This is a genomic window from Hymenobacter sp. (genome assembly GCF_036388155.1).
Taxonomy (GTDB): Bacteria; Bacteroidota; Bacteroidia; order Cytophagales; family Hymenobacteraceae; genus Hymenobacter.
The window spans coordinates 1-25,443 of the sequence record NZ_DASVSI010000183.1; the positions used below are offsets into that span (position 1 = coordinate 1).

At 60.7% G+C, this 25,443-nt stretch carries 18 protein-coding genes and 1 pseudogene; 11 read left to right on the forward strand and 8 right to left on the reverse strand.

What is annotated here, in order from left to right:
• From VF629_RS25440 to VF629_RS25460, 5 genes and pseudogenes are all read right to left on the reverse strand, one after another.
• Positions 1-202, reverse strand: a pseudogene (locus tag VF629_RS25440) (hypothetical protein); the annotation flags it as partial.
• Positions 203-301: 99 nt separating this feature from the next.
• Positions 302-1,807: an MFS transporter gene (locus VF629_RS25445; protein WP_331061333.1), complete on the reverse strand. Its 1,506-nt coding sequence runs from the start codon at positions 1,805-1,807 to the stop codon at positions 302-304.
• Between the two features lie 52 nt (positions 1,808-1,859).
• Positions 1,860-3,494 (reverse strand): hypothetical protein, encoded by a 1,635-nt coding sequence (locus VF629_RS25450; protein WP_331061334.1) that lies wholly within the window; start codon positions 3,492-3,494, stop codon positions 1,860-1,862.
• Between the two features lie 161 nt (positions 3,495-3,655).
• On the reverse strand, positions 3,656-4,078 hold the full coding sequence (locus tag VF629_RS25455; RefSeq protein WP_331061335.1) for an IS1/IS1595 family N-terminal zinc-binding domain-containing protein: 423 nt from the start codon (positions 4,076-4,078) through the stop codon (positions 3,656-3,658).
• An 87-nt stretch (positions 4,079-4,165) separates the two neighbouring features.
• Positions 4,166-5,101 (reverse strand): M28 family peptidase, encoded by a 936-nt coding sequence (locus tag VF629_RS25460; protein WP_331061336.1) that lies wholly within the window; start codon positions 5,099-5,101, stop codon positions 4,166-4,168.
• A 205-nt stretch (positions 5,102-5,306) separates the two neighbouring features.
• Between VF629_RS25460 and VF629_RS25465 the strand changes: the two genes are divergently transcribed.
• From VF629_RS25465 to VF629_RS25480, 4 genes are all read left to right on the forward strand, one after another.
• Positions 5,307-6,230: a flavin reductase family protein gene (locus tag VF629_RS25465; protein ID WP_331061337.1), complete on the forward strand. Its 924-nt coding sequence runs from the start codon at positions 5,307-5,309 to the stop codon at positions 6,228-6,230.
• 811 nt (positions 6,231-7,041) lie between these two features.
• Positions 7,042-8,829, forward strand: a complete 1,788-nt coding sequence (locus VF629_RS25470) for a DUF4331 domain-containing protein (RefSeq protein ID WP_331061338.1) — start codon at positions 7,042-7,044, stop codon at positions 8,827-8,829.
• A 32-nt stretch (positions 8,830-8,861) separates the two neighbouring features.
• Positions 8,862-12,698 carry a DUF4331 family protein gene (locus VF629_RS25475; RefSeq protein ID WP_331061339.1) on the forward strand — a complete coding sequence of 1,279 codons (3,837 nt, stop codon included), beginning with the start codon at positions 8,862-8,864 and terminating at the stop codon, positions 12,696-12,698.
• An 89-nt stretch (positions 12,699-12,787) separates the two neighbouring features.
• Positions 12,788-13,009 (forward strand): PID-CTERM protein-sorting domain-containing protein, encoded by a 222-nt coding sequence (locus tag VF629_RS25480; RefSeq protein WP_331061340.1) that lies wholly within the window; start codon positions 12,788-12,790, stop codon positions 13,007-13,009.
• Between the two features lie 98 nt (positions 13,010-13,107).
• Here VF629_RS25480 and VF629_RS25485 read toward each other — a convergent pair whose 3' ends face one another.
• On the reverse strand, positions 13,108-14,334 hold the full coding sequence (locus VF629_RS25485) for an alanine dehydrogenase (protein WP_331061341.1): 1,227 nt from the start codon (positions 14,332-14,334) through the stop codon (positions 13,108-13,110).
• Positions 14,335-14,420: 86 nt separating this feature from the next.
• Positions 14,421-14,858, reverse strand: a complete 438-nt coding sequence (gene tsaE / locus VF629_RS25490; protein ID WP_331061342.1) for a tRNA (adenosine(37)-N6)-threonylcarbamoyltransferase complex ATPase subunit type 1 TsaE — start codon at positions 14,856-14,858, stop codon at positions 14,421-14,423.
• A 198-nt stretch (positions 14,859-15,056) separates the two neighbouring features.
• On the opposite strand from tsaE, the gene VF629_RS25495 reads away from it, so the two are divergent.
• The 5 genes from VF629_RS25495 to VF629_RS25515 all read left to right on the forward strand — a co-directional run bounded on the left by VF629_RS25495 (position 15,057) and on the right by VF629_RS25515 (position 21,934).
• On the forward strand, positions 15,057-17,522 hold the full coding sequence (locus VF629_RS25495; protein ID WP_331061343.1) for an outer membrane beta-barrel protein: 2,466 nt from the start codon (positions 15,057-15,059) through the stop codon (positions 17,520-17,522).
• A gap of 122 nt (positions 17,523-17,644) precedes the next feature.
• Complete coding sequence (locus VF629_RS25500) at positions 17,645-17,968, forward strand: carboxypeptidase-like regulatory domain-containing protein (protein ID WP_331061344.1); 324 nt, start codon at positions 17,645-17,647, stop codon at positions 17,966-17,968.
• Positions 17,932-20,043 carry a TonB-dependent receptor domain-containing protein gene (locus tag VF629_RS25505; RefSeq protein WP_331061345.1) on the forward strand — a complete coding sequence of 704 codons (2,112 nt, stop codon included), beginning with the start codon at positions 17,932-17,934 and terminating at the stop codon, positions 20,041-20,043. Before VF629_RS25500 ends, VF629_RS25505 begins: the two co-directional genes overlap by 37 nt.
• Positions 20,044-20,115: 72 nt before the next feature.
• On the forward strand, positions 20,116-21,372 hold the full coding sequence (locus VF629_RS25510; protein ID WP_331061346.1) for a pyridoxal phosphate-dependent aminotransferase: 1,257 nt from the start codon (positions 20,116-20,118) through the stop codon (positions 21,370-21,372).
• Positions 21,373-21,436: 64 nt separating this feature from the next.
• Positions 21,437-21,934, forward strand: a complete 498-nt coding sequence (locus VF629_RS25515; protein ID WP_331061347.1) for a DUF6896 domain-containing protein — start codon at positions 21,437-21,439, stop codon at positions 21,932-21,934.
• Positions 21,935-21,998: 64 nt separating this feature from the next.
• Here the strand turns inward: VF629_RS25515 and VF629_RS25520 are convergent, their stop codons facing one another.
• Positions 21,999-23,567 (reverse strand): PglZ domain-containing protein, encoded by a 1,569-nt coding sequence (locus VF629_RS25520; RefSeq protein WP_331061348.1) that lies wholly within the window; start codon positions 23,565-23,567, stop codon positions 21,999-22,001.
• A gap of 187 nt (positions 23,568-23,754) precedes the next feature.
• Between VF629_RS25520 and VF629_RS25525 the strand changes: the two genes are divergently transcribed.
• A complete protein-coding gene (locus VF629_RS25525; protein ID WP_331061349.1) occupies positions 23,755-24,153 on the forward strand; it encodes a four helix bundle protein in 399 nt (132 codons plus the stop codon).
• Positions 24,146-25,375 carry an HD domain-containing protein gene (locus tag VF629_RS25530; RefSeq protein WP_331061350.1) on the forward strand — a complete coding sequence of 410 codons (1,230 nt, stop codon included), beginning with the start codon at positions 24,146-24,148 and terminating at the stop codon, positions 25,373-25,375. The genes VF629_RS25525 and VF629_RS25530 overlap by 8 nt, the downstream gene beginning before the upstream one ends.
• Positions 25,376-25,443 lie beyond the last annotated feature (68 nt).

Genomic DNA, 25,443 nt, shown 5'->3' on the forward strand with positions numbered 1-25,443 from the left:
CCAGCAGCACCCAGGCCGACAAGAGGTACAAGTACAGCACCGGCACCCCTCCTACCCGCCCGTCGTGGTCGAACACCCCCAGCAAGGGGAAGGAGAGCAGTGCCCCAAACAGCACCGCCAGAAACAGCAGGCGCTGGCCGAGGCGGGAGGCGGCTTGCTCGGGGCGGGGCGGCATGGGAGGAGGGTCGGTTTCGGTGGGCATGCGGAGGGGCCGCGCCTGAATGCGGCAGCCCTCCAATTTAACGGAAAAGCCGCCAGCCCAAGGGACCAGCGGCTTTTCTTCAGCTAAAGCAGGTGGCCCTTAGGCCGTGACCGAGGGTTGCTCGTCCATGAGCTTCACGTTGCGAATGTCCTTCATTTTCGTCGAGCCATACAGGAAGCAAATAGTAGCGATGGCTACCGGATACACCAACCCAAAATAGATGCTGTTTTCTTTCAAAAAGCCTTCCGGCTGCGCGGCGGCAATGGACACTAGCCACGTAGAAATCAATGGCACCAAGCCCCCAAAAATGCCGTTGCCAATGTGGTAGGGCACGGAGAGCGACGTGTAGCGCACTTTGGTCGGAAACAACTCCACCAGGTAGGCCGCAATGGGGCCGTACACCATGGTCACGAACAGCACCAGGCAGAATGTGAGGATAATCATGGGTATCATCTGGTAATCGTTGGCCACCATCACGGCGGGCACGGCCGCCACCGCGGCGCCAGCGGCGTCTACCGTGGCGGGGATGGCGGCGGTTTTTTCCACGGCTTTGCCCGCGAACTGCGTCAGGCCATAGAAAATGGGGAACGTGAAGAGCACCCCGCACAGCATGCCCGTCATGATGATGCGCTTCCGGCCAATGCGGTCCGACAAGCTGCCGAAATAAATAAAGAACGGGGTGGCCGCCAGCAGGGCCACGCACAGAATGATGCTGGCCGGAATCTGCTCCAGCTTCAGCACCGTCTGCATGTAGAAGTAGGCGTAGAACTGCCCCGTGTACCAGATAACGCCCTGGCCCATGGTGGCTCCAAACAGCGCCAGTAGCACCAAGCGGCGGTTTACGGGTTCCACAAACGAATCGCGCAGCGGGGACTTGCTTACGGTGCCTTCCTGCTTGGCTTTGGCAAACAGCGGCGACTCGTTCAGGCGCCGGCGAATGATGTACGAAGCCACCAGCAGAACCGATGAGAGCAGAAACGGAATGCGCCAGCCCCAGTCTGCAAACTCAGCAGCACCCACCACCAGCTTGGTGCCCACAATCACGGCAATGCTGATGAATAGGCCGATGGTGGCCGTGGTTTGGATGAAGCTTGTGTAGTAGCCCCGCCGGTTGTCGGGGGCATGTTCGGCCACGTAAGTGGTGGCGCCGCCGTATTCCCCGCCCAAGGCCAAGCCCTGCACCACCCGCAGCAAAAAGATGAGAATGGGCGCTGCCACCCCAATGGCGGCGTAATTGGGAATCAAGCCAATGGCGAACGTTGACCCGCCCATAAGTATCAGCGTGAGCAGAAACGTGTACTTCCGCCCCACCATGTCGCCGATGCGCCCGAACACCACCGCGCCAAATGGCCGCACCACAAAGCCCACGGCAAACGCCGCCAGCGTGCTCAGCAGGGCCGCCAGCGGGTTGGTTTTGGGGAAGAACTGGGTGGAAATGATGGTGGCCAGCGAGCCAAAAATATAGAAGTCGTACCATTCAATCACCGTGCCCACCGACGACGCGGTAATCACCTGCCAGATTTTGCTGGTCGGCGTGGAGTTGTTGTCGTGCGCCACGGCCGTGTCCGCTGGCGCGCCGTAGCCTGGAGAGATGCTTTGTTCCATGGTTGAAGCGGGGTTGATAGTGTCTGAAGGGAGGATTGAGCAGTGGGCTGGCCTACAAGAAAACCTGGGTTTGCAGCGTGATTTCGGGGCGATACTTGATGTCGTTGGGGGCCGTGCCGGCTTGGCCGGTGGGCACGGTGTAGTCGGGCCGGGCGCGGTAGTTCAGCGTAAACTTGGCGTTGTGCCCGTCGATGTAGAAGTTGGCGCCGGCGTCGAAGATGTTCACGCCTTTCTTTTCGCCGCTGGCGTCGCGCAGGCCTTCGTAAGAGGCCAGCAGGTGCGCAGCGTAAGGCTGCACCCGCAGCTTGGGCCCGAGCAAGTTTTTGGGCAGCAAATAGCCGGCTTGCAGGTAGCCCGCCTGGCCCGTGCCCGAATGCGGCACGGCGTTGCCCCGGCGTAAATCAGTGCCGTAGCCAGGGTTTGAGGCCCCGATGAAGCGCACGTGGTTGGGGCCCATGTCGTAGTTGTAGTACACGGCATAGGCCGTGAAGGCCGTCCCCGACTCTTTGTTGATGGGCGTGTCGAAGAAAGCGTCAAGCGCCCACAGCCCAATGTCGTGCGTTTGCACCTGGTTTGCGGCGTTGTTGAAGGACAAGAAGCCCGCCGAAGTTGCGGCCTGCACCTGCGCCGCGGTCAGCACGCTGCCCGCGGGCCGCGAAACCATGCCGTCGGCATTGTAGAAGAAGCCGCCACCCAGGTTAAATACCTGTTTGGTGCCCAAATAGGTGCCCACGGCGAAAGGCAACAGGTTGGCTTCCGGCTCCAGAAATCCCCAGGACAAATAGCCTTGGTAGACATGGTCGGTGCCCTGCGGATTATACTCAGCCACGTTGCGTCCCGTGTTGATGCCCGTAGCAACGTTGGTGGCGCCCAGACCAACTGCATTGCTGAACCCGCCCGTTTGGTTGGTCAGGAACGACTCGTTCACCGAAAAAGCGTAGTCCAGTTTGCTCACCCGGCCCTTCGCGTACACTCCAATGCCCCGCACGAACTGGTCGATGGCTTCAATGGTGGGCCAGTTGGTGAGTGGGGCGTCCATCGTGAGGAAGTTTACCGTGCTGGCGCGCGTCAGACGCGAGAGGCCGTTCTGGTAGTGCATGCCGGCGCCCAAACTCACGTAATTGTTCAGCTTGTACTCCACCACGGCTTCGTGCACGAACAGCTGTGGTTTCTTACCGTCCTGGGCTGGGGTCACACCCCCGCTCACCGCCGTCTGGTTGTTGATGCCGATGTGCGTGTAAACTAGGAAGCGCGGGTTGAGCTGGGCCAGTACGATAAAGCGGGAGCGGCGCAGCGCAAAGTCAACTTGGTCGGACTGGAGCTTGCCGGGCGCGCGGAATGTGCCGCTGTTGTTTTCGGTATAACGTGTCCACACTTGGTGCCAGGTGAGAAAACGGAGGTATTTCGAGCCATCGGGCGAAATGTTAATCTTCATGCCGGCCCCGTAGGGCACGCTCTCGGTGGGCATGGGCGTGGCCGCGCTCCCAGCCGGCGGCGCCACCGGAGCCGAAGGCGTTTGCTGGCCCGAAGGCAGCGGGTTGGTGCCGGCAGGCACCGGTGCGGATGGGTCCGCTGGCGGGGTGGTGGGGGGTGTGGTGGGCGGCGGTGTGGTGGGCGTTACTTGCCCATGAGAGGCACCGGCCAGTAGCAAGCCGCTCAGAGCCAAAGCGTAGCGAGGAAATCGCATAAGCAGAAAGGAGTTAGTGGTGGGAGTTAACCGATTGACAGCAAGCGCAGGCCTGCCCCCAAGTTCTGGTCGGCTAAGTAGCAGCCCGCATGCGCGTTTTGCTACCGGCCGGCTATAGTTTTGCTAAGCACTATAGCTACTTCCTCTCCCCCCTGCCCGGCTTACTCCGCCCGGAAACGTTCCCAGCGTATCACCATGAATTTGTCTCCCAGCTCCGTCACCACCATGCCGGCGCCCTTCAGGTTACCGGGCACCTGGAAAAACGCAGCCAGCTCGGTATAATTCAGGATTTTGTAGGTCGGGTGGTAGTCGGTTTGGCGGGGCGCGTGCACCCCGTACTTCTTCACCCAGTTCATCACGCTCACGTGGCTCACTCCCAGCAGCCGCTCAATTTCGCGGTAGCTCACGCCCTCAATGTACAGCTGTAGCGCCTTGATTACGTAGTAGCTGTCGACTTCCCGGCCCATTTTGGCCACCGTGTAGTGATAACCGCAGTTTTTGCACTTAAAGCGCTGCCGATTGTTCACCACGCCGCTTTTGGTGGCTTCCACTGAATCGCATTTGGGGCAAGTTGAAGCAGGCATGTGTCGAATTTGAGGTTGCTAACGAGGTAAAGCTATATAAATCAAGCAAACATATATCAGTTTAGCAAATAAACGCCTCCTAGCCCGCTACCTGGGCCCAGCCAAGACGGTGTTCAGCAGCGCATCCACGGCCAGGCCCAGCCGGCGCATATCAAGCCGGGCCAGGGTGTCGGAAGTCTGATGGTAGCTGCCGTTGCGGTAAAAAGCCGTGTCGGTGAGCAGCACGGCCGAGTAGCCGAAGTGCCAGTAATTGAGGTGGTCCGAAAAATCAATTCCTGGCAACCAGGCCGGGGCCTTGAAGCGCTTGACCGGTAGCGCGGCAGCCGCCTTGTAGCGCCGGGCAAACTGCCGCCCAAAGCGCCCGTTGCCAAATTTCTGGGCCACCGTCACGTAGTTGCCGCGGCTGCCATAAATGAATTTGAGCGGCGCCACCGGGTAGCGCTGGGAGCCGCGCCGGTCGTCGAAATACCCCAGCATTTCGAGCGCCACCATGCCCAGCACCGGCACCCCCGCGGCTTTGAGGGAGGCGGCGTGCACATAGCTGCCCATTTGCTTGGTGCGGAAAAACGGCGGCTCCTCCAGAGTGTAGGCTACCAGGTCGACGCGGTAGGGCAGCTTGGCCTGCTGCCCCAGCAGCCGCGCCAGCTCCAGCAGGGCCGCGACGCCGGTGCCGTTGTCGTCGGCGCCGGGCTGGTCGCCGCACACGTCATAATGCGCCCCGATAATGAGGCGGGGCCCGTCGGCCGGACCAAACGAACCGATGACGTTGCGAAACTCCTGCCCCCGTACGGCATACGGCTGCTCGGCCAACTCCCGCGCGCCCGCCGCCTGCAAGCCGCGGCGGATGTAGGCCGCCACCGAATTGAGCACCGCCTCGTGCTGGTAGTTGCGCGGTTGCGGCGTGGTGGTGAGGTACACCAGATGCTGGCGAAGCCGGGCCGTGTCAGCCGGCGATGCAATGGAAGTTTCGTTATTGGTGAACAGGCTCCGGTCCGACGCCCTAGGCGTCCGACCGGTTGTCATGAGGGCTTTCGAGGAGATTGCGCGACCGACAACCGGTCGGACGCCTAGGGCGTCGGACCGGAGCCTATAGCGCTTCCAAAACGGCTCCAGGGAACGCGCCGACGCATTGACGAAGGCAAGCAGCAAGCACAAGCACGCAAGTTTCATGGAGGCAAGCTACTTAGCTTTGGCCCCTCAAGCCGCGTTCGGCGCCTTAACTCCCACCATGCCCACTCCTGCCCCAGCCTTCCACTCCCTCACTCCCACCGACCTGACCCCGGCGCAGTGGCATCCGTTCATGGTGGGAGCCGTGGCGCCCCGCCCCGTGGCCTTCGCGAGCACTGTGGACGCCGAAGGCCGCGTGAACCTCAGCCCGTACAGTTTTTTCAACGCTTTCAGCTCCAATCCGCCCATTCTGGTGTTTTCACCCGCCAACCGCGTGCGCGACAACTCCCAAAAGCACACCCTGCAAAACGTGCGCGAGGTGCCGGAAGTCGTCATCAACATCTGCGATTATGCCTTGGTTGAGCAAATGTCGCTGGCCAGCACGGAGTACGAGAAAGGCGTCAACGAATTCACCAAAGCCGGGCTCACCGAGCTGGCATCGGAACGGGTGCGCCCGCCCCGCGTGGCCGAAGCCCCCGCCGCGTTTGAGTGCGTGGTGGAGCAAATCATCGAGCTGGGCGAGAATAATGGCGCCGGCAACCTCATCATCTGCCGCGTGGTGCGCGCCCATTTTCGCCACGACGTCCTCCTGCCCAACGCCACCGGCATCGACCCGTTTAAGCTGGACGCCGTGGCCCGCCTCGGCGGCGATTGGTACTGCCGCGCCAGCGGCGCCAGTCTCTTCGAAGTGCCCAAGCCCAACCGGCACATCGGCATCGGCATCGACCAGTTGCCCCCGCACATTCGCAACAGCGACGTCTTGACCGGCAATGAGCTGGGCCGCCTCGCCAACATTGAGCGCGACGCCCTGCCCGCCGCCGCCGCCCTCAACAACTTCCGGACCGAACCAATGGTCGCCTACATCCTCAGCAAATACGCCGACGATGCCGCGGCCCGGAAGCAACACTTGGTACAGCTCAGCAAGCAGTTCCTAGCCGAAGGGCGGCTGCTTGAGGCCTGGATGACGCTGCTTTTGACAGAATAGCCGCCTGCAGAGTGTGAAAGCCTAGTTGAACTGGCCCTTGCCTGACCGGTCCAATTCATCTGGCGGCCGCGCGGTCGTGGGACGCCTCGCGTGCAGTAGTAACCCAATCGTCTGTCATGCTGAGCTTGCGAGGCATCTTCTCACGTAAGAAGACGGCTCGCGTAGACTATAAAAGGATGCTTCGCAAGCCTAGCATGACAGACGAAGCGAGCAAAGTACCTCGCGTTGTACCCTGGCTCTTGTCCGTTTACTGAAGGAGGCTCGAAGCCTTAGGGGTGCCGCAGTCCGCCGGGATGATTTGTGAAATTTCACGAAATATTTTTATCCCGAGCGTATGCTTTCGTTCAGCTTGTCAATTCCAATACGCACTAATAATCAACAAGATGCATTGCTGAGCTCTGGCCGGGCATAGTTTCCAAATATTCAACTATAAATTATTTTTATAATTCCGCAGTGGAACTAAATCCAAAGGCCGAGCTAGCGCCGTAGTATTTCTGGACGCAGCCCAAAGCCCACGCCCGCTTCGTCGCTTTTCTCAGGATAGCACTCGGCCCTCGGGCTGGTGAATGGTTTTCGCATTCGTTCTGCACTTTTTGCCTGGCAGCTCAGCCGCTTCGACTTAGCTGTTTTTGGTTGCTACTCTTTGCTGCCTTTCTGCGGTAGCCCTTGTGTTGGTTTTTGCTGATTAGAAGCCCGGAATTTCTCGTGCCGGCTTCATTGTGCCTAAATTTCTACTCAATATATTGATTTTCAATGTATTGTGCTTTTGTGTTCGAGGTTTTTTGTTTCACTTTTCACCTGCTTCTTTTCTATGAAGAGCTTTACCAAACCACTCCAATGGCTGGTCGGCGCGTGTGCCATCACGTCGCTTTCTGTCTGGAGCGCCACCCGCCACACGCCGCTGGAAGCCAGTAGCCACCGCGAAGCCCCGCTCATTGCCGACGACCCGCTGGCCGACAATACCGACGTCTACGCCTTCGTGTCGCCCAACGACCCGAACCGCGTGGTGCTCATTGCCGACTACATCCCGTTTCAACTGCCCCAGGGCGGCCCCAACTACGCCACCTTCGGCGAGAACATTCGGTATGAGATTCACGTGAAAAACGACGGCACCACGGCCGGCGACAACATCACCTACCGCTTCACGTTCACCCGCGTCAACCAGGACCCCAGCACCTTTTTCAATGTTCGGCTGGGCCAGCAAAACCTCAAAACCACTTATACCTGCGAAAAAAGCGTTAACGGTGGGGCTTTTTCTGCAATCGTTACCGGCGGGGTAGTGCCCGTCAATAACATCGGGCCGCGCTCCATCAATGGCGGTGCGGGCCTCAACCAGCCTTCTTACGCCAGCATCCGCCAAAGCGCCGTGACCAATGCTACCGGCGGCGGCGGCGAGCAAGTATTCTGCGGACCCTCCGACGACCCGTTTTTCGTCGACCTGGGGGCCATTTTTGATTTGGCCGGCCTGCGCGTAAACCAAGGCGCCCGCGACGGCTTGGCGAAGTACAACGTGCATTCCATTGCGCTCAGCGTGCCCATTGCCACGCTCCAGAAGAACGGCCAGCCGGTATCGGCCGCGGCCAATATCCTGGACCCCAACTATGTGATTGGCGTGTGGGCCTCGGCCAGCCGTCCCTCGGTGCGCACCTTGAGCCCCACCGGCGGCCCCACCACCGACAACGCCACCTACGTGCAGGTGTCGCGCCTGGGCATGCCCCTCACCAACGAAGCCATCATCCCCGTCGGCAACAAGGACGCCTGGAACCGCACCACGCCCTACGCCGAGGCCGCTTCGACCGATGACTACCTCTCGAACCCCGAGCTGGGCCTGTACATGGACGACCGCCAGTTTGGCGGAGCCGTGCCGGCTCTGGGCGCCTTGCGCATTCAAACCAGCTCCCTGGCGGGCTTCCCCGGCCTGCCCGCCGGTGGTTTTGACTTCGGCAACACGCGCCCGGGCCTGTTCCCGCTAAAAGGCAGCGCCGCTGTGGCGGGCACCGCCCTGGACGACGCCGCCTTTGGCAACTACCTGTTGGTGTCGGGCAAGCCTCGTTCGGTCGACATCAAGCCCATTTTCCACACCGGCGTGCCCAACCTGCGCCCCTACCAACTGGCCACCGGCAAAGGCGGCAACCCCCTGGCCGCCGGCAAGCCGTTTGTGAACAACTTCCTGCCCCTGAGCGGTGCTAACCCCGGCGGCGATATGCTGCGCCTGAACATGGCCGTGCCCGCAACGCCCCGCAATTCGCCCGATTTTAGCAACGAAGGCTTGTTTGCCGCCGCCGTACTCGGCCTGACCGACCCGCGCTTCAATGGCAACGCCAACCTGCAAATGATTCCCAACATGGATGGCTTTCCCAACGGCCGCCGCCTCGAAGACGAAGTAGTGAAAATTGAGTTACAGGCCGTAAGCGGCGCCGCCCTGGCCGCCATTGGCCTGTGGTACGACGACTATACGCCCACAAGCCCCTCACCCGTGACGCCCAAGCTCAAGGGCGTGCTGAATTTCTCGGCCGGGGTGGAAGGCAACGATGCGCCCTTTAGCGCCACGTTCCCCTACGTGGCCGCGCCCTGGGATGGCTTTGCCAACCGTCGCTAACTCATTTCCCAACATTGATTCGTCCGAAGAAAATGAATTCTAAACTGACTACTAAATACGTCATGCTGCCCGCCGCCGCAGCGGTAGCCCTCGGGCTTTCGCTGTGGAGCAGCACCCGCCACACGCCGCTGGAAGCCAGTAGCCACCGCGAGGCCCCCCTCATCGCCGACGACCCCGTGGCCGACAACACCGACCTCTACGCCTTCCGCGACCCCAACGACGCCGAGCGGGTGGTCGTCATCGCCAACTACATTCCGTTTGAGCTGCCCCACGGCGGCCCCAACTACGCCACTTTTGGCGAGGGCGTCCGCTACGAAGTGCACGTGAAAAACGACGGCTCGACGCCCGGCGACAACATCACCTACCGCTTCACCTTCGCGCGCACCAACCAGGACCCCACCACGTTTTTCAACATCCGGCTGGGCCAGCAGAACCTGAAAACCACCTACACCTGCGAGAAAAGCGTGAACGGTGGTGCTTTCTCGCCCATCGTGACCGGGGGCATTGTGCCGCCGAACAACATCGGGCCGCGCTCCATCAACGGCGGGGCCGGCCTGAACCAGCCCGCGCCGTATGAAACCCTGCGCCAGAACGCCATTACCAACGCCTCGGGCGGGGGCGGCGAGCGCATTCTCTGCGGCCCGACCGACGACCCGTTCTTCGCCGACCTCGGCGCCATTTTTGACCTGGCCGGCCTGCGTCCCGCCAACGCCACCGACGGCTTGGCGCGCAAGAACTGCCACGCCATTGCACTGAGCATTCCTATCTCCACGCTGCAGAAGAGCGGCCAGCCGGTTTCGGCGGCGGCCAACATTCTGGACCCCAACTACGTGATTGGCGTGTGGGCTTCGGCCAGCCGTCCGCAGCTGCGCACGTTTGATGCCGCCACCGGCGAAGGTGCCAGCGGTACCTACGTGCAGGTATCGCGCCTGGGCATGCCCCTCACCAACGAGGTGATTAACCCCATCGGCAGCAAAGACGCCTGGAACGCGACCACGCCCTACGCTGAGGCGGCCATCACCGACGACTACCTCTCGAACCCCGAACTGGGCCTGTACACGGCGGATAATGCGCCGGTAGCCCCGGCCGCTCCCAAAACCGCTGGGCAGACTTTCTTCGGAGAGGCCGTGCCGGCCCTGGGTGCCCTGCGCATGCAAACCAAGTCGCTGGACGGCCAGCCGGGCATTCCGGCCGGGGGCTTCGACTTCCGCAACCAAGCCGACGGCCTCCAGATTCTGGTGGGCAGCCCCTTGGTAACCGGTACTGCCTTCGACCCCGCCTTGTTTGGCCCTTACCTGCTGGTGGCTGATAAGCCCCGTTCGGCTGACATCAAGCCCATTTTCCACACCGGCGTGCCCAACCTGCCGCCTTACCAACTGGTAGTTGGCAAAACGCCGCTATCTGCTGGCAACGCGGCCGTGAATCCGCTGTCGGCGGGCAAGCCGTTCATCAACAACTTCCTGCCCTTGACGGCCAGCGGCCGCACCAACCCCGGTGGCGACATGCTGCGCCTGAACATGGCCGTGCCCGCCACGCCCCGCAACTCCCCCGATTTCAGCAACCAGGGCTTGCTGGCCGCGGCGGTGCTCGGCATCACCGACCCGCGCTTTAATGGCAGCGCAGCTCTGGAGAACATTCCGAACATGGACGGCTTCCCCAACGGGCGCCGCCTGGAAGACGCCGTGGACCAGATTGAGCTGAAAGCCGTGGGTGGCCTGGTGCTGGCCGCCGTGGGCCTGTACTTCGACGACTTTGCCGCCGGCAGCACCAACCCGCTCACGCCGAAACTGCTGGCTGAAGTCACCTTCACCACGGGCGTAGAAGCCAACGACACCACGTTCCGTTCGGCCTTCCCCTACATTCAGACGCCTTGGAGCGGCACTGGTTCGGCCAGCGGCCCGACCAACGTCATCGTGAACCCCGACCTGACCGTGAGCACGCCCATGGGCGTGGATGCTGGTACCTACAACAACATCACCATCACCAGCACAGGGGTGGCTTCGTTCAACGGCCCCATTCAGGTGAACGGCACGCTGACCCTGCAAACGGGCGGCACGCTGAGCACCCAGGGCGTGTTGGCCACCAGCTGCCTGCCCATCACGGGTCCTGGTAGCTTCGTGATGCAGCCCGGCTCGACGCTGCGCATCTGCAACCCCGACGGCATTACGGCTTCGGGCGCTACCGGCGCCATCCAGCTCACCGGTGCCCGCACCTATGCCGCCGACGCCAACTACGTGTACAACGGCCTGGAAGCCCAAACCACCGGCGCGGCCCTGCCCAGCCAGGTGCGTAGCCTGACGGTGAACAACGCCGCCGGCCTCACCGTGAACAACGGCGGCCTACGGGTGGCCCAGACCGTGACCCTCACCAGCGGCAACCTGACCACCAGCGCCGGCCAGATGCTGACGCTGCTCTCGACCCCCACGGCCGGCACCGCCCTCGTGGTGAATACCGGCGGCGCCGTAGTAGGCCCAGCCACCGTGCAGCGCGCCATCGACCCGGCTTTCAATTCGGGCCTGGGCTACCGCCACTACAGCTCGCCGGTGGCCAGCACGCCGCTTTCCGACCTGACGACAGCCACGGGCTTCACGGCGATTTACAACCAGACCTACAACACCGCGGCCGACCCGAACTCGACCACGCCCTTCCCGAACGTGTTTGGCTACGACCAAACCCGTGTGGTGCTCGGAGCTAATTCGAACGCGGCGTTTGACCAGGGCTTCTTTGTGCCCTCGGCTTCGGACCCCATGGGCCTGCTGACCGGCTACACCGTGAACCTCCCCGCCGCCACTCTCGTGGACGTGATGGGCACCCTGAACAACGGCACGGTGACGCGTTCCGGCCTCACCCGCGGCGCGCAGCCCCAGAGCGGCTGGCAGTTGCTGGGCAACCCCTACCCTTCGCCGCTTGACTTCAGCCAGACGGCTGGCGTGACGCGCACCAACCTCGACGACGCCGTGTACGTGTACCAGAGCACCGGGCAGTACGTGGGCCAGTACCGCAGCTACGTCAACGGCGTGGGCAACCCGCTGGTGGCGTCGATGCAAGGCTTCTTTGCCCGCGTTAGCGCCGGCCAGACCACCGGCAGCCTGGCGCTCAACAACGCCGCCCGCGTCACCACGTTCTCGACCACGCCCAGCTTCAACCGGGGCACGGCTGAAACCCGGCCGCTGGTGAACCTGCAGCTGAAGGGCAACACCGGCAAGCTGTCGGATGAGACGTTTGTGTACTTCGAGCAAGGCGCCACCGCCGCCTTCGACGCGCGCTTCGACGCCTACAAGCTGCCGAGTTCCTCGGGCCTCAGCCTGGGCAGCATCATTGCCGGCGACGAGCTGTCGGTGAATGGCCTGACGCCGCTGGCCGCCTCGACGTCCACCACCGTGCCGCTCAACCTGCACGTGCCAGCCACGGGCTCCTACACGTTGAACGCCGCTAGCCTCGTCAACTTCGACGCCAACACCCAGGTGTTGCTGCTCGACACCGAGACCGGCGCGCGCATCAACCTGGCGCAGCAGCCGATGTACACCTTCACGGCCGCTACAACGGCCATGACGGGTCGCTTCAGCCTGTTCTTCGGTCCGGCCGCTGGGCCGCTGGCCACTAACAACGCCGCCCTGGCCAAGCAGGTGCAGCTGTTCCCGAATCCCGCCCACGGCAGCTTCACGCTGCTGCTGCCCGCCGAAATGGGCCGCTCGGTAACGGCCACGCTGTACAACCAGCTCGGCCAAGTGGTGTCGCAGCGCACGCTGGCCATCACCGCCGCCGGTGCCACGGCTCAGTTCGACGTATCGAACTTGGCTCTGGGCATCTACTCTCTGCGCTTGGGCTCGGGCAAGTCTCAGGTCGTGAAGCGCGTAGTGGTGGAGTAACGCAACCAGGTTACCAACCCCGGCCGAAGCGTTTCGGCCGGGGTTACAACCGCTCCTTGCCCGTCAAACTTTCCTTAAGCCTCATTCAGATGAAAAAACATACTTTCCTAAGCGCTTTCTTTGGAACCGCCGTGTTCCTGCTCATAACCACCGCCACGGCCCTCGCACAGCCCGGCACCGGCGGCCCCACCCCCACCAACCCGCCTGTTGACCCCACGGCCGTGCCCATCGACGGGGGTGCTTCCCTCCTGCTGGCCAGCGGCGTGGCCTTCGGCTTGAAAAAGCTGCGGGACCGACGCAAGGCGCGGTAGAAGTACCACCGCCAAAACGCAAAACGCGGCTTCTCGATTGAGAAGCCGCGTTTTGCGTTTATAAAGCTTGGTGAAATATTCTGTCAGGTGCTTACTTCTTAATTCCGAACGGCAATCAGCAACCCCAGCTCCTTATACCGCAGGTTGAATTTCTTGGCAATCATCGCATTGGTCAGCGAGCCGCGGTAGATGTAGACGCCGCTGCGGAAATGCTCGTTCGTGAACAGCACTTCGTTGATGCCGCCGTGCTGGCTGATTTCTTGGAGGATGGGCGTGAAAATGTTACTCAGCGCGTTGGTGGCGGTGCGGGGCACGCGCGAGGCGATGTTGGGCACGCAGTAGTGCACCACGTCGTATTTGCGGAAGATGGGCTTGCTGTGGCTGGTCATTTCGCTGGTTTCAAAGCAGCCGCCCTGGTCGATGCTCACGTCGATGATAACCGAGCCGGGCGACATGCTCGCCACCATTTCTTCGGGCACCATGAAGGGAATGCGGCCGTCTTCGACTGACAGGGCGCCGATAACCACGTCGGCACGCCGAATTTGCTGGCTGAGGGCGAAGGTGTCCAGGGTGCTGGTGTAGAGCTGCATGCCCAGGTTGTGCTTCAGGCGGCGCAGCTTGTAGAGGTGGTTGTCGAACACCTTCACCTCGGCGCCCAGGCCGGTGGCGGCGCGGGCGGTGTATTCGGCCACGGTGCCGGCCCCCAGAATAACGACCTGCGAGGGCGGCACGCCCGTGATGCCCCCGAGAATGATGCCCTTGCCTTCGTTGGAGCGGGCCAGGTATTCGGCCGCAATCAACATGACGGTGGAGCCCGCGATTTCGCTCATGGCGCGCACCACGGGGCGGGCGCCGCTGGGGTCCTTCATCAGCTCGAAGCCGATGGCGTTGATTTTCTTACGGGCCAGCGCCGAGATATAGTCCTGGGTCATCGAGCCCATTTGCAGGGCCGAAATCAGGGTCTGGTTGGGGTGCAGCAACTCAATTTCGTCCAGCGTAGGCGGCGCCACTTTCAGCAGTACGTCGGCTTTGAACACTTCCTCCGCCGAATAGGCAATCTGGGCCCCGGCTTCGGAGTAGGCGTGGTCGGCGTATTTGCTGGGCTCGCCGGCGCCGGCCTCAATCACCACTTCGTGGCCTTCGTTGACGAGGTGCTGCACGGCCTCCGGCGTGAGGCCAATGCGGTTTTCCTGCAATGAGGTTTCGCGGGGCAGGCCGATGAAGAGTTTGCGCTTGCGCGTTTCCACGGCCAGCATCGATTCCTGCGTGAAGTAGGCGCGGCTCGTGGCCAGAGACTCAAAACCGGAGGGTAGCTGTTCGGCCATTGGATGGTAATTAAAAACTATAAATCGAGAATTCAAGAGGAGCACAAGGCACTACTTCTCAATCCGTGGAATACAATTTTTAATTCTTAATTTATAATTTTTAATTGAATCTGTCGTACTTCGAGACCCAACACTTCGATGCGAACTTCAAGCCGGGGCTCCGGCAATAAAGCAGCCACGCGGGCGGGCCATTCCACCAAACAAAGATACCCAGAATCGAGGTACTCCGAGGCTCCGATACGCTCGGCTTCGTCCACGGAATCAACGCGGTAAAAATCAAAGTGATACACGGGCCGGTCGCGACCGTCGCGGTACTCGTTCACGAGCGCGAAAGTCGGGCTGCTCACGTCGTCGGTCACGCCCAGGCCCGCGGCAAGGGTCCGAATCAGGGTGGTTTTGCCGGCGCCCATCTCGCCCTCAAAGGCCACTACCGAGCACTCCGCTTCGGCAATGGCGGCCTGCACTTGCGCGGCGGCCGCGGGCAAGTCTTCGAGGGAAGAAACAGTGATGGTGAGTGGCTGCATCTGGCAAAATTACCCCTGCGCGGGCACACGCAGACGGCTTTTCTTGGATTATAGGTGGTAATCCCTCACCTTTACAGGTGCCGCGAAGTCTAAAGTGGTCAGTTAAAGAGAGGTAATGGCCTTTTTTTAGCGCCACAGTAGTCTGCGCGGCCGGCTTAGTTTTTAGGAGCCGCCTTCTTTCTACCCTGCTTCTACTACATGCTCATCTCTACCCCGGTTACGTCAGGAATCGTGTCTTGGCTTTTTGCGTCGTTACGCTTGTTGTGCTTGGTAACCTCCCCGCTGCTGGTTTGGGGCCAAGGCCGCCCGGCGGCAACCGGCAACGTGAGCAGCCCCACCGGCACCGCCGTGGAGCTTGCCACCGTCACGCTGCACCGGGCCGCCGACTCGGTGGTGGTGAAGTCGGAGTTCAGCGACGCGGCTGGGGCTTTTCGGCTGGAAGGCGCGCCGGCCCGCTACGTGGTTTCGGTGATGCAAGTGGGCTTCGAGCACTACTGGAGCGCGCCATTTGAGCTGGTGGCTTCGGATGTGGCGTTGCCGGCCATCAGGCTCGCGGCCAGCCGCGCCACGGCTCTCAATGAAGTGACGGTCACTTCGCGCAAGCCCCTGTTCGAACGACAAGCCGACCGCACGGTGGTGAACGTTGCCTACAATTCGCTGTCGGCCGGTGCCACGGCCCTGGACGTGCTGGCCCGCTCGCCGGGCGTGATAGTGTATGCCAACAATAACATCGCCTTGAAAGGCCGGACGGCGGTGCTGGTGGTCATCGACGGCAAACGCACCCCGCTCACGGGCACCGACTTGGCCGACTACCTCCGCTCCCTGCCCGCCGAGCAGCTGCAAAGCATCGAGCTCATCACCAACCCGCCGGCGCAGTTTGATGCCCAGGGCGGCGCGGGCGTTATCGCCATCAACCTCAAAAAAGACGAGCGCCAAGGCACTAACGGCAGTGTCAACGCCAGCTATGGCCGGGGGGAGTACGGCAAGTTTACGACCGGCGCTTCGCTGAACCACCGCCACAAACGCACCAACTTGTACGGCACCTACGCTTACACCAACCGATTGAACTTCCTTCGCTTGGATTTTGAGCGGCAGTACGCGGCCTCGCCGCTCTTGCCCGCGGGCAGTAGCGAGCTCTTCACCGACCGGGTGTCGGACCTGCGGTCGCACACTGGCAAGCTGGGGCTCGATGTGACGCTCTCGCAGCGCACCTTGGTGGGCGTATCGGTGAGTGGCTTGACCAGCCAGACCTACATCGATACCGATAATACGACCCGCTTATTTGGGCCAAACAGAGAGCTCACCACCCGCTTCAACTCGGTTATTACCCAGGACGTGCCGCAGCCCAGTGGGAGCGCCAACGTGAACCTGCGCCACGCTTTTGCTGATTCGGCCACGGCCCGCACCCTCACGGCCGATGCCGACTATGCGCGCTACAAAACCACCCGCTTGCTGGACCTCTACACCTTTTTCGCAGAGCCTTCCGCCCCCACCAATTTGTTTAGCGGCGACCAGAGCAGCGACCTGACCATTCAAGCCGTGAAGGTGGATTTCAGCCAGCCTCTGCCCCACCGGGCGCGCCTGGAGACCGGCGTTAAGATGACCCGAGTGTCGTCGGACAACAACGTGCTGTTTGTGAACACGGCGAACGGCATTACCACCACCTTGCCCAATATTTCCACCAATTTTCAGTACAACGAAAACGTAAACGCCGCTTACGTCAGCCTGCGCGGCGCGAGTCCTAAAACTACCTATCGGGCCGGCCTGCGGGCCGAGCAGACGAATACCTCGGCGCAGCCGTTGGGTGAAAATGCCCGCAAGCGCAACTACACCCAGTTGTTTCCCAGCCTCATTCTGCAACGCACGCTGAGTGCGCAGCACACGCTGGGCCTGTCGGTGGCGCGGCGAATAGACCGGCCGAGCTACGTGCAGGTAAACCCCATACGCAATTACTTCGACGCCACTTCGTACCGCTCGGGTAACCCTGACTTGGTGGCGCAGACCAGCTACAATGTTGACCTGACGCATACCTTCCGCCAGAAATTCAGCACGTCGCTGGCCTACGCTCAAACCGACAAGCCCATTGTGACGGTGGTGCAGCTTTCGCCTGACGGCGGCCGGCTCGTGGTCAACCGCGACGTGAACCTCAGCACCCAGCATAACTACTCCCTTACCCTGACTGCCCCCCTTGAACTCGCCAAGTGGTGGACGCTTTACGCCAACGGCGTGTTCTATTATTCTCGCTTTAAAGGGGAATTGGCTAGCACGGTGCTCGACCGCGACCAAGCGGCGTTCAACCTGTCCGCGAACAACAGCTTCACCCTGCCCCACGGCTGGGGAGCCGACCTGAATGGCGTGTACGAATCGCGAGAGAGGTACTTTTTCGAAACGAACAGCCAGCGCGGGCAAGTGTCGGTGGGCCTGCAAAAAAGCCTGTGGAACAAGCAGGGCACCTTGCGGCTCAACGTGTCGGACATCTTCTACACCACGCCCGTTACCTCCACCACCACCTTCAACAATTTCGCCGAAACCTTCTACCGCCGGCAGGACACGCGGGTGGCCACGGTGGCCTTCACCTACCGCTTTGGCAACAGCAAGGTGGCTGCCGCCCGCAAACGCAGTGCTGGCGCCGAGGACGAGCTGCGGCGCGCTAATGGGCAGTAAAAGTCAGCTGCTGGGGTGCAACCGTAGAAAAACAGCATAGTCCTTGGGCCATATTAGCCCATTGACTTATGCTCTGCACCTTTTCTCTGCGTTGTTTTACTTTTCCTTTATTCCTACTCGTTTTGCTGCTGGCCAGCGCTGGCCCGGCGCTAGCGCAATCGCGCAGCAGCGTAACCGGCACAGTGGCCACGGCCGCCGGCGCGGCCGTGGAGTTTGCCACCATCACCTTGCATCGCGCCGCCGATTCGGCGGTGGTGAAGTCGGAATTCAGCGACGCGCAAGGGCACTTCCAGCTGGACGCCCCGGCGGGCGCCCGCTACCGGGTTTCGGCGGCCCAGGTGGGTTTCGAGCGCTACTGGAGTGCGCCGTTTGAGCTGCTGGCCGAAGGGCTGGCGTTGCCGGCCATTGCTTGCGGGCCAGCCAGGCCACGGCGCTCAAAGAAGTGACCGTGACGGCGCGCAAGCCGCTGTTTGAGCGCCAGGCCGACCGCACGGTGGTGAACGTGGAAGACAGCCCCCTCTCGGCGGGCTCCACCACGCTGGACGTGCTGACCCGCTCCCCCGGCGTGACCGTGGGCTCGGGCGATGCCTTAAGCTTGAAGGGCCGCTCGGGGGTGCTGGTCGTCATCGACGGCAAGCGCGTGGCCATGACGGGCACCGAACTATCTGATTACCTGCGCAACCTGCCGGCCGACCTGCTCAAGAGCATCGAACTCATCACCAACCCGCCGGCCAAGTACGACGCGCAGGGCGGCGCGGGCATCATCGCCATCAACCTCAAGAAAGACCAGCGCCAGGGCACCAATGGCAGCCTGCTTGCCAGCTTCGGGCGGGGCCGCTACAACAAGTACAACACCAACCTGACGCTGAACAATCGGCGGGGCAAAACCAACGTGTTCGGCAACTATGGCTACGCCGACCGCGAAAATTTCCAGGCCCTGACCATTCACCGCGACTTTTTGGAAGGCGGGCGCGTGGTGGGCCGCAGCGACCAGGACAACTTTATTAAGTCGCGCAGCTTTGCGCACACGTATAAAGCAGGGCTCGATTACAGCCTGACGGAACGCAGCACGCTGGGGGCGTCGGTAAACGGCCAGGGCGTGCGCGTGCCGCAAGACGGCACCAACGTGGCCTCCCAGGCCGACGCCAACAACTCCCTCCTGCGCAGCTACCGGGCCATCAACAAGCGCGCCGTGCGCTTCCCCAACTTCGCCGCCAACCTCAACTTCAAGCACACCTTCGAGGACTCGCTGGGCGCCCGCGAGCTGACCGCCGACGCCGACTTCGCCCGCTACAGCAGCACCCGCCTGCAAACCCTCACCACCACGTTTGATTTCCCGGCGCAGAGCACAAACATTCGCGACGGCGACCAGCGGGGCGAGCTCACCATTCAGTCGCTGAAGGCGGACTACGTGCATCCTCTTTCCAAGCTCGCCAAACTCGAAGCCGGCCTGAAGACCAGCGTGGTGAGCTCCGATAACAACGTCCTGTTCTTGCTCACCGAGAACGACCAGACCACCGTCGACGCGAACCAAAGCAACCGCTTCAAGTACAATGAAAACGTGAATGCCGGCTACGTCACCTACTCGCAAACGCTGCCCAAGGGCTCGTTTACGGCGGGCCTGCGCGGGGAGCAAACCAACGCCACCGGCCGCCAGGAAGTGGGCGGCGAGCCCTTCCCGCCGCGCCACTACTTCCAGCTATTTCCCAGCGCCGCCTACAAGCGCACCCTCACCGACAAGCACGAGGTGTCGCTGTCGCTGAGCCGGCGCATCGACCGGCCCACCTACAACCAGCTCAACCCCTTCCGCGTCTACATCGACGCCACCACCTACGGCTCCGGCAACCCCAGCTTGCTTCCCCAAACCAGCTACAACCTGGAGCTGAGCCACACGTTCAAGCAGAAATACACCACGGAGCTGGCCTGGTCGATAACCGACAACCCCATCATCAATGCGGTGCAGCCCGTCCCCGGCCCCGGCAATTTTGTGGTGGCCCGCGACGTGAACCTGACCCGCCAGGACACCTACACCCTCACGCTGAGCGCCCAGCTGGAACCCGCCAAGTGGTGGAGCACCAACAACAACGCCGTGGCGTACTACGCCCGCTTCATCGGCGACCTGGCCGGCACTGCCCTCGACAAAGGCGCGCCCGCCTTCAACCTCACGTCCAACAGCACCTTCACCCTGGGCCACGGCTGGGGGGCCGATTTGACCGGCACTTACCAGTCGCGTCAGATTTATGGGTTCTTCGACCTGCGCCCCCAGGGCCAGCTCACGGCCGGCATTTCCAAGAGCGTGTGGGACAAGAAGGGCAATTTCAAACTGAACTTCACCGACATCCTCTACACCCAGAAAACCCGCGCCACGTCGACCTACAACAACTACCAGGAGCGGTTCTACCAGCGGTTTGATTCGCGGGTGGCCACGCTGGCTTTCACCTACCGCTTCGGCAACCAGAAAGTGGCGCCCACGCGCCGCCGTTCCGGGGGTGCGGAAGACGAGAAGCGCCGCGCGGGATAATTCTGGGGGTTGTTTGGCAGCGTTGGGATAACTTCGCGGGCCGTGACGGCAATTCAACCACCGTTTCTTCCCATGCAAGTATCTCAGATGGCGGCCGGCCTGAGCGGCTCCGAAATCATTCGAATTGGCAACCAAGTAAGCGAGCAAGTGCGCCAGGGCGCCAGCATCTGCAACCTGACCATTGGCGATTTCGACCCCAAAATTTTCCCGATTCCCGCCGAGCTGAACGCCGGCATCACGCAGGCCTACCAGGCTGGGCAGACCAACTACCCGCCCGCAGCCGGCATGGGCGAGTTGCGCGATGCCGTTTACAACTTCCTGAAAACTCGCCAAGGCCTGGAATACGGCCCCAACGACATTCTCATTGCCGGCGGCTCGCGTCCGCTCATCTACGCCACCTACCGTGCCCTTGTTGACCCGGGCGACCGGGTGATTTTTCCGTTGCCATCGTGGAATAACAACCACTACTGCCACCTCACCAGCGCCACGCCCGTGGCCGTGCCCACCAGCGCCGAAAATAACTTCATGCCCACGGCGGCTGATTTGGCGCCGCACGTGGCCGGCGCCACCCTGCTGGCGCTGTGCTCCCCGCTGAACCCTACCGGCACGGTGTTTACCAAAGCCGGCCTGGAGGAAATCTGCGACCTGGTGCTGGCCGAAAACAAGCGCCGCGGCCCCGACGAAAAGCCGCTGTACGTGCTCTACGACCAGATTTACTGGCTGCTCACCTTCGGCAACACCGAGCACCACGACCCGGTGACCCTGCGCCCCGAGCTGCGCGACTACGTCATCTACATCGACGGCATTTCGAAATGCTTCGCCGCCACCGGCGTGCGCGTGGGCTACAGCTTCGGCCCCACCGCCATCATCGACAAGATGAAGTCCATTCTGGGCCACGTGGGCGCCTGGGCCCCCAAGGCCGAGCAAGTAGCCACGGCCCATTTCCTGCCCGAAACCGCGGCCGTGGACGAGTTCCTGGCCAGCATGAAAACGCGACTTGATAGTTCGTTGGGTGGCCTTTTCAACGGCCTGAAAGAGCTGCAAAGCCAAGGCTACCCCGTGGACGCCGTAGCTCCGGCCGGCGCTATTTACCTCACCATCAAAATCGACGTGCTGGGTCGCAGCACCCCCGACGGCACCCTACTAAAAACCACCGCCGAGCTCACCTCCTACCTCATTTCGGAGGCAAAGCTGGCCCTGGTACCTTTCAGCGCCTTCGGCACGCCTGCTACGGAGCCGTGGTTCCGCGCTTCAGTAGGCGCCGAGACGGTGGAGTCAATCCAAGCGGCGCTGCCGCGGTTGAAAGCTGCGCTGGATAAGGTGAAGTAAGCCTATCCATACCTAATAACAACTGGTCAAGCCCTGTTTTATTCTTTATTTATAATGAAGCTTCATGTCGTTTGCACAAAGCGTAATATCAGACATTCTGACTGCTATGGATGAGCGCGCAGTTCTTGCGCGGCATCTCATCAACAAAGTATTATTAGAGACTAGCCAGCCAGAACTTGCAGAAATTGAAGCAGGAAATTACGATTGCATTCAAAACAGCGAAATTCTAAACCGAGAAGCAGCTTTATCAGGTAACTGGTATTTTGACGTACATGGCGAACATTGTTTATTTGTCAACATAGTCACAAATCAAGAACTTGAAGTTTCGCTTGGGAACGATAATTTTCTTGAAAATCTTGACCCTTATTTTTTCTATAAATTTCTTGCAACCACTAAAAAATATCAGCATTTGGCAGTCCATTTCGTGAGCCCTTTTAGAGAAATGCTATTTTTGTTCGAAGAGCTTGAAAAGCAAGGAATGTTAAAGCGACTGTACGGCTCGGAGTTTCGTAAGCTTGGAACTGGAGCAACAAATGGAGTTGTAATCATCACAAAGAAGTAATTAACCTCAGCTGATAACAAAAAGGCCCGCTCAATTGAGCGGGCCTTTTTGTTATCAGCAAATATTACCCCTTCGCCGTAAGCGTCACATACGGAATGATACATTCCTCCAGCGAGATGCCGCCGTGCTGGAACGTGTCCTTGTAGTAGTTCACGTAGTAATTGTAGTTGTTCGGGTAGGCAAAGAAGTAGTCGCCGATGGTGAAGACATACGCCGTGCTCACGTTTTCGCGGGGCAGGAAAATGCTTTCCGGTTTGCGCACCACGTACACGTCGCGCGAGTCGTCGAAGCCAAGGTTTTTGCCGTGCTTGTAGCGCAGGTTGGTGTTGGTGTTGCGGTCGCCCACAATCTTGTAGGGGCGCTTGCAGCGGATGGTGCCGTGGTCGGTGGTGATGATGAGCTTGCCTTTTTTCTCGGCAATCTGCTGCATCATCTCATACAGCGGCGAGTGCAGGAACCACGAGCGGGTGATGCTGCGGTAAGCCGACTCATCGGCCGCCAGCTCGCGAATCATGGCCATGTCGGTGCGGGCGTGCGAGAGCATGTCCACGAAGTTGTACACGATGACGTTGCACTTGTAGTTGTTGTGCAGGTTGCTCATCTTGCCCAACAGGTCCTTGCCGGCTTGCAGGTTGGTTACCTTGTGGTAGCTGTGCTTTACCTTCTGGTTGTTCTTCTGGAAATTGATTTCCATGAACTCGGCCTCGTGCAGGTTTTTACCCTCGTCGTCGTCGTCGGTCACCCACAGGTTGGGGTATTTCTTCTGAATGTCGCCGGGCATCATGCCCGAGAAAATGGAGTTGCGGGCGTAAGCCGTGGTGGTCGGCAGAATAGCGTAATACATCTCCTCGCTGTCCACGGTGAACATTTCGGTGATGATGGGCTCCAGCACCTTCCACTGGTCGTAGCGCAGGTTATCAATCAGCACAAAGTACACGGGCGTGTCGCCGGTGGCCTTCAGCGTGGGGAACACCCGCTCCTTGAACAGCTGGTGGGACATAAGCGGCGCGTCCTTATCGTCGCCGTTCACCCAGTCCTCGTAGCTCTCCGTGATGAAACGGCCGAAGTAGGTATTCGCCTCGTCCTTCTGCATGTTGAAGACTTCGGCCATGCTTTTGCCCTCGGTCTCGTTGATTTCCAGCTCCCAATACACCAGCTTCTTGTACACCTCGGCCCACTCAGCGGGCGAAAGGCGGTCGGAAAGCTGCATGCCCAGCTGGCGGAAGTCGCGTTGGTAGCCCGAGTTGGTGGCTTCGCTAATGAGGCGCTTGTTGTCCAGCACCTTTTTTACCGATAGCAGAATCTGGCTGGGGTTGACGGGCTTAATGAGGTAGTCGGCGATTTTGGCCCCGATGGCCGACTCCATGATGTGCTCCTCCTCGCTCTTCGTAATCATTACCACGGGCACAGTGGGCCGAATGGCTTTGATTTCGCTAAGGGTTTCCAGGCCGGTGAGGCCGGGCATGTTTTCGTCGAGAAACACCAGGTCGTAGCTCTTTTCCTGAATTTCCTCGATGGCATCGGCGCCGCTGTTTACGGGCGTTACGTCGTAGCCTTTTTCCTTCAGAAACAGTAAGTGCGGCTTGAGCAGGTCGATTTCGTCGTCGGCCCAAAGAATCGTGGTTTGTTGCATAGTGGGTGCTTAGGGTCTTGGGGACTTTGGGGCTTGGTTTATGGATAACGGCCAAAGTCCTTAGTGAATTGTTGAGCTCAACCTAATTAGAGGCCGTAGCTTCGCGCTCAGTCATTGACGGGTCGCAGCAACAAATGTTGCCTTTAGTTTTTACCGACGTCCGTTCCTACCGTGCTCCTTCGCTGCCATGTTTGATTTTCGGAAGCTAAGAATCTGGCAGGAAGGCTACGCGCTTACCCTTCAAGTCTATCAGCTGACCCGAAGTTTTCCGCGCGACGAATTATTTGGCCTAACCAGCCAAATGCGACGGGCCGCCAACTCTGTTCCGCACAACATTGCCGAGGGCTGCGGCCGAAACTCTCGCCCAGGACTATTGCGGTTCATCGTCATTGCCATGGGCTCAGCCAGCGAGTTGGAATCCGAAACGCTGGTCGCGCAAGGTTTGAACTTTCTGGAACCGGCTTCGGCCGAACAGTTACTAGGCGATATTCAACGACTGCGGCGAATGCTTTCCGCGTATCATCAAAAAGTTAGCACCGCACCAACCAAGACCCTAAGTCCCCAAGACCCCAAGTCCCTTGAATAAAAAGAAAATTTTCAACGACCCCGTCTACGGGTTCGTCACCATCCCCACCGAGTTTCTGTTTGACCTCATCGAGCACCGCTACTTTCAGCGGCTGCGGCGCATCCAGCAGCTGGGCCTGACGGGGTTTGTGTACCCGGGGGCGCTGCACACGCGCTTTCACCACGCGCTGGGCGCCATGCACCTCATGAGCCTGGCCCTGCGCACCCTCAAAGACAAGGGCGTGAAGATTTCGGCCGCCGAAGGCGAAGCCGCGCTGGCCGCCATTCTGCTGCACGACGTGGGCCACGGCCCCCTCTCCCACGCCCTGGAAACCGCCATTTTCCAGGACGTGCCCCACGAGCAGCTCTCCCTGTTCCTCATGCAGCGGCTGAACGCGGAGTTCCACGGAAAGCTGAGCCTGGCCATTGCCATGTTCGACGGCAGCTACGGCCGGCCGTTTTTCCATCAGCTGGTGAGCAGCCAGCTCGACATGGACCGCCTCGACTACCTCAACCGCGACTCCTTCTACACCGGCGTGGAAGAAGGCCGCCCCGGCGCCGACCGCCTCATCAAAATGCTGCGCGTGCACGACGAGCGGCTGGTGCTGGAAGAAAAAGCCGTGTACTCGGTCGAAAACTTCCTCGTGAGCCGCCGCCTGATGTACTGGCAGGTGTACCTCCACAAAACCGTGACCAGCGCCGAGCAAATGGTCATTCGGGTGGTGCAGCGCGCCCGCGACCTGGCCCGGCGCGGCGTGGAAGTGCCGGCCAATACCTGCCTGAGCTATTTCCTGGGCCGCGCCGTGAGCCTGGAGGAGTTTGAGAAGGACGAGAAAATCCTCAACCACTTCGTGGAACTCGACGACTATGACATTTGGTCGGCCATCAAGGCCTGGGCTGGGCACCCGGATAAGGTGCTGAGCTACCTCGCCAAGAGCATTCTGCACCGCAACCTGCTGAAAATCGTGCTGGCCCCCGAGGCCTTCGACGAAGAATTTCGCCTGGGCATCCGCGAGTTGATTGAAGAGAAATTTGGCCTGCCGCCCGAAGAAGCTGCCTTGCTAATGATTTCGGGCCGCCTGAGCAACAGCGCCTACAACGCCGAAAGCCAGGAGCCCATCGAAATTCTCACCAAAAAAGGCGACGTGGTGAACGTAATGGAAGCTTCCGACCTGCCCAACATCCGAGCCCTGAGCAAGCGGGTCGAAAAATTTTACATCTGCTACCCCAAGGAAATAGTTTAGTTGTCAGTTGTTGGTTGTCAGTTGTCAGGGATGTGCTTGTGCCTTTGCTCGGCTATCTGACAACTGAC

What these genes read in the sequence shown, in the direction of transcription:
- VF629_RS25445 (WP_331061333.1), bottom strand. Translation starts at nt 1,807, where the DNA reads ATGGAACAAAGCATCTCTCCAGGCTACGGCGCGCCAGCGGACACGGCC.
- VF629_RS25450 (WP_331061334.1), bottom strand. Translation starts at nt 3,494, where the DNA reads ATGCGATTTCCTCGCTACGCTTTGGCTCTGAGCGGCTTGCTACTGGCC.
- VF629_RS25455 (WP_331061335.1), bottom strand. Translation starts at nt 4,078, where the DNA reads ATGCCTGCTTCAACTTGCCCCAAATGCGATTCAGTGGAAGCCACCAAA.
- VF629_RS25460 (WP_331061336.1), bottom strand. Translation starts at nt 5,101, where the DNA reads ATGACAACCGGTCGGACGCCTAGGGCGTCGGACCGGAGCCTGTTCACC.
- VF629_RS25465 (WP_331061337.1), top strand. Translation starts at nt 5,307, where the DNA reads ATGCCCACTCCTGCCCCAGCCTTCCACTCCCTCACTCCCACCGACCTG.
- VF629_RS25470 (WP_331061338.1), top strand. Translation starts at nt 7,042, where the DNA reads ATGAAGAGCTTTACCAAACCACTCCAATGGCTGGTCGGCGCGTGTGCC.
- VF629_RS25475 (WP_331061339.1), top strand. Translation starts at nt 8,862, where the DNA reads ATGAATTCTAAACTGACTACTAAATACGTCATGCTGCCCGCCGCCGCA.
- VF629_RS25480 (WP_331061340.1), top strand. Translation starts at nt 12,788, where the DNA reads ATGAAAAAACATACTTTCCTAAGCGCTTTCTTTGGAACCGCCGTGTTC.
- VF629_RS25485 (WP_331061341.1), bottom strand. Translation starts at nt 14,334, where the DNA reads ATGGCCGAACAGCTACCCTCCGGTTTTGAGTCTCTGGCCACGAGCCGC.
- tsaE (WP_331061342.1), bottom strand. Translation starts at nt 14,858, where the DNA reads ATGCAGCCACTCACCATCACTGTTTCTTCCCTCGAAGACTTGCCCGCG.
- VF629_RS25495 (WP_331061343.1), top strand. Translation starts at nt 15,057, where the DNA reads ATGCTCATCTCTACCCCGGTTACGTCAGGAATCGTGTCTTGGCTTTTT.
- VF629_RS25510 (WP_331061346.1), top strand. Translation starts at nt 20,116, where the DNA reads ATGCAAGTATCTCAGATGGCGGCCGGCCTGAGCGGCTCCGAAATCATT.
- VF629_RS25515 (WP_331061347.1), top strand. Translation starts at nt 21,437, where the DNA reads ATGTCGTTTGCACAAAGCGTAATATCAGACATTCTGACTGCTATGGAT.
- VF629_RS25520 (WP_331061348.1), bottom strand. Translation starts at nt 23,567, where the DNA reads ATGCAACAAACCACGATTCTTTGGGCCGACGACGAAATCGACCTGCTC.
- VF629_RS25525 (WP_331061349.1), top strand. Translation starts at nt 23,755, where the DNA reads ATGTTTGATTTTCGGAAGCTAAGAATCTGGCAGGAAGGCTACGCGCTT.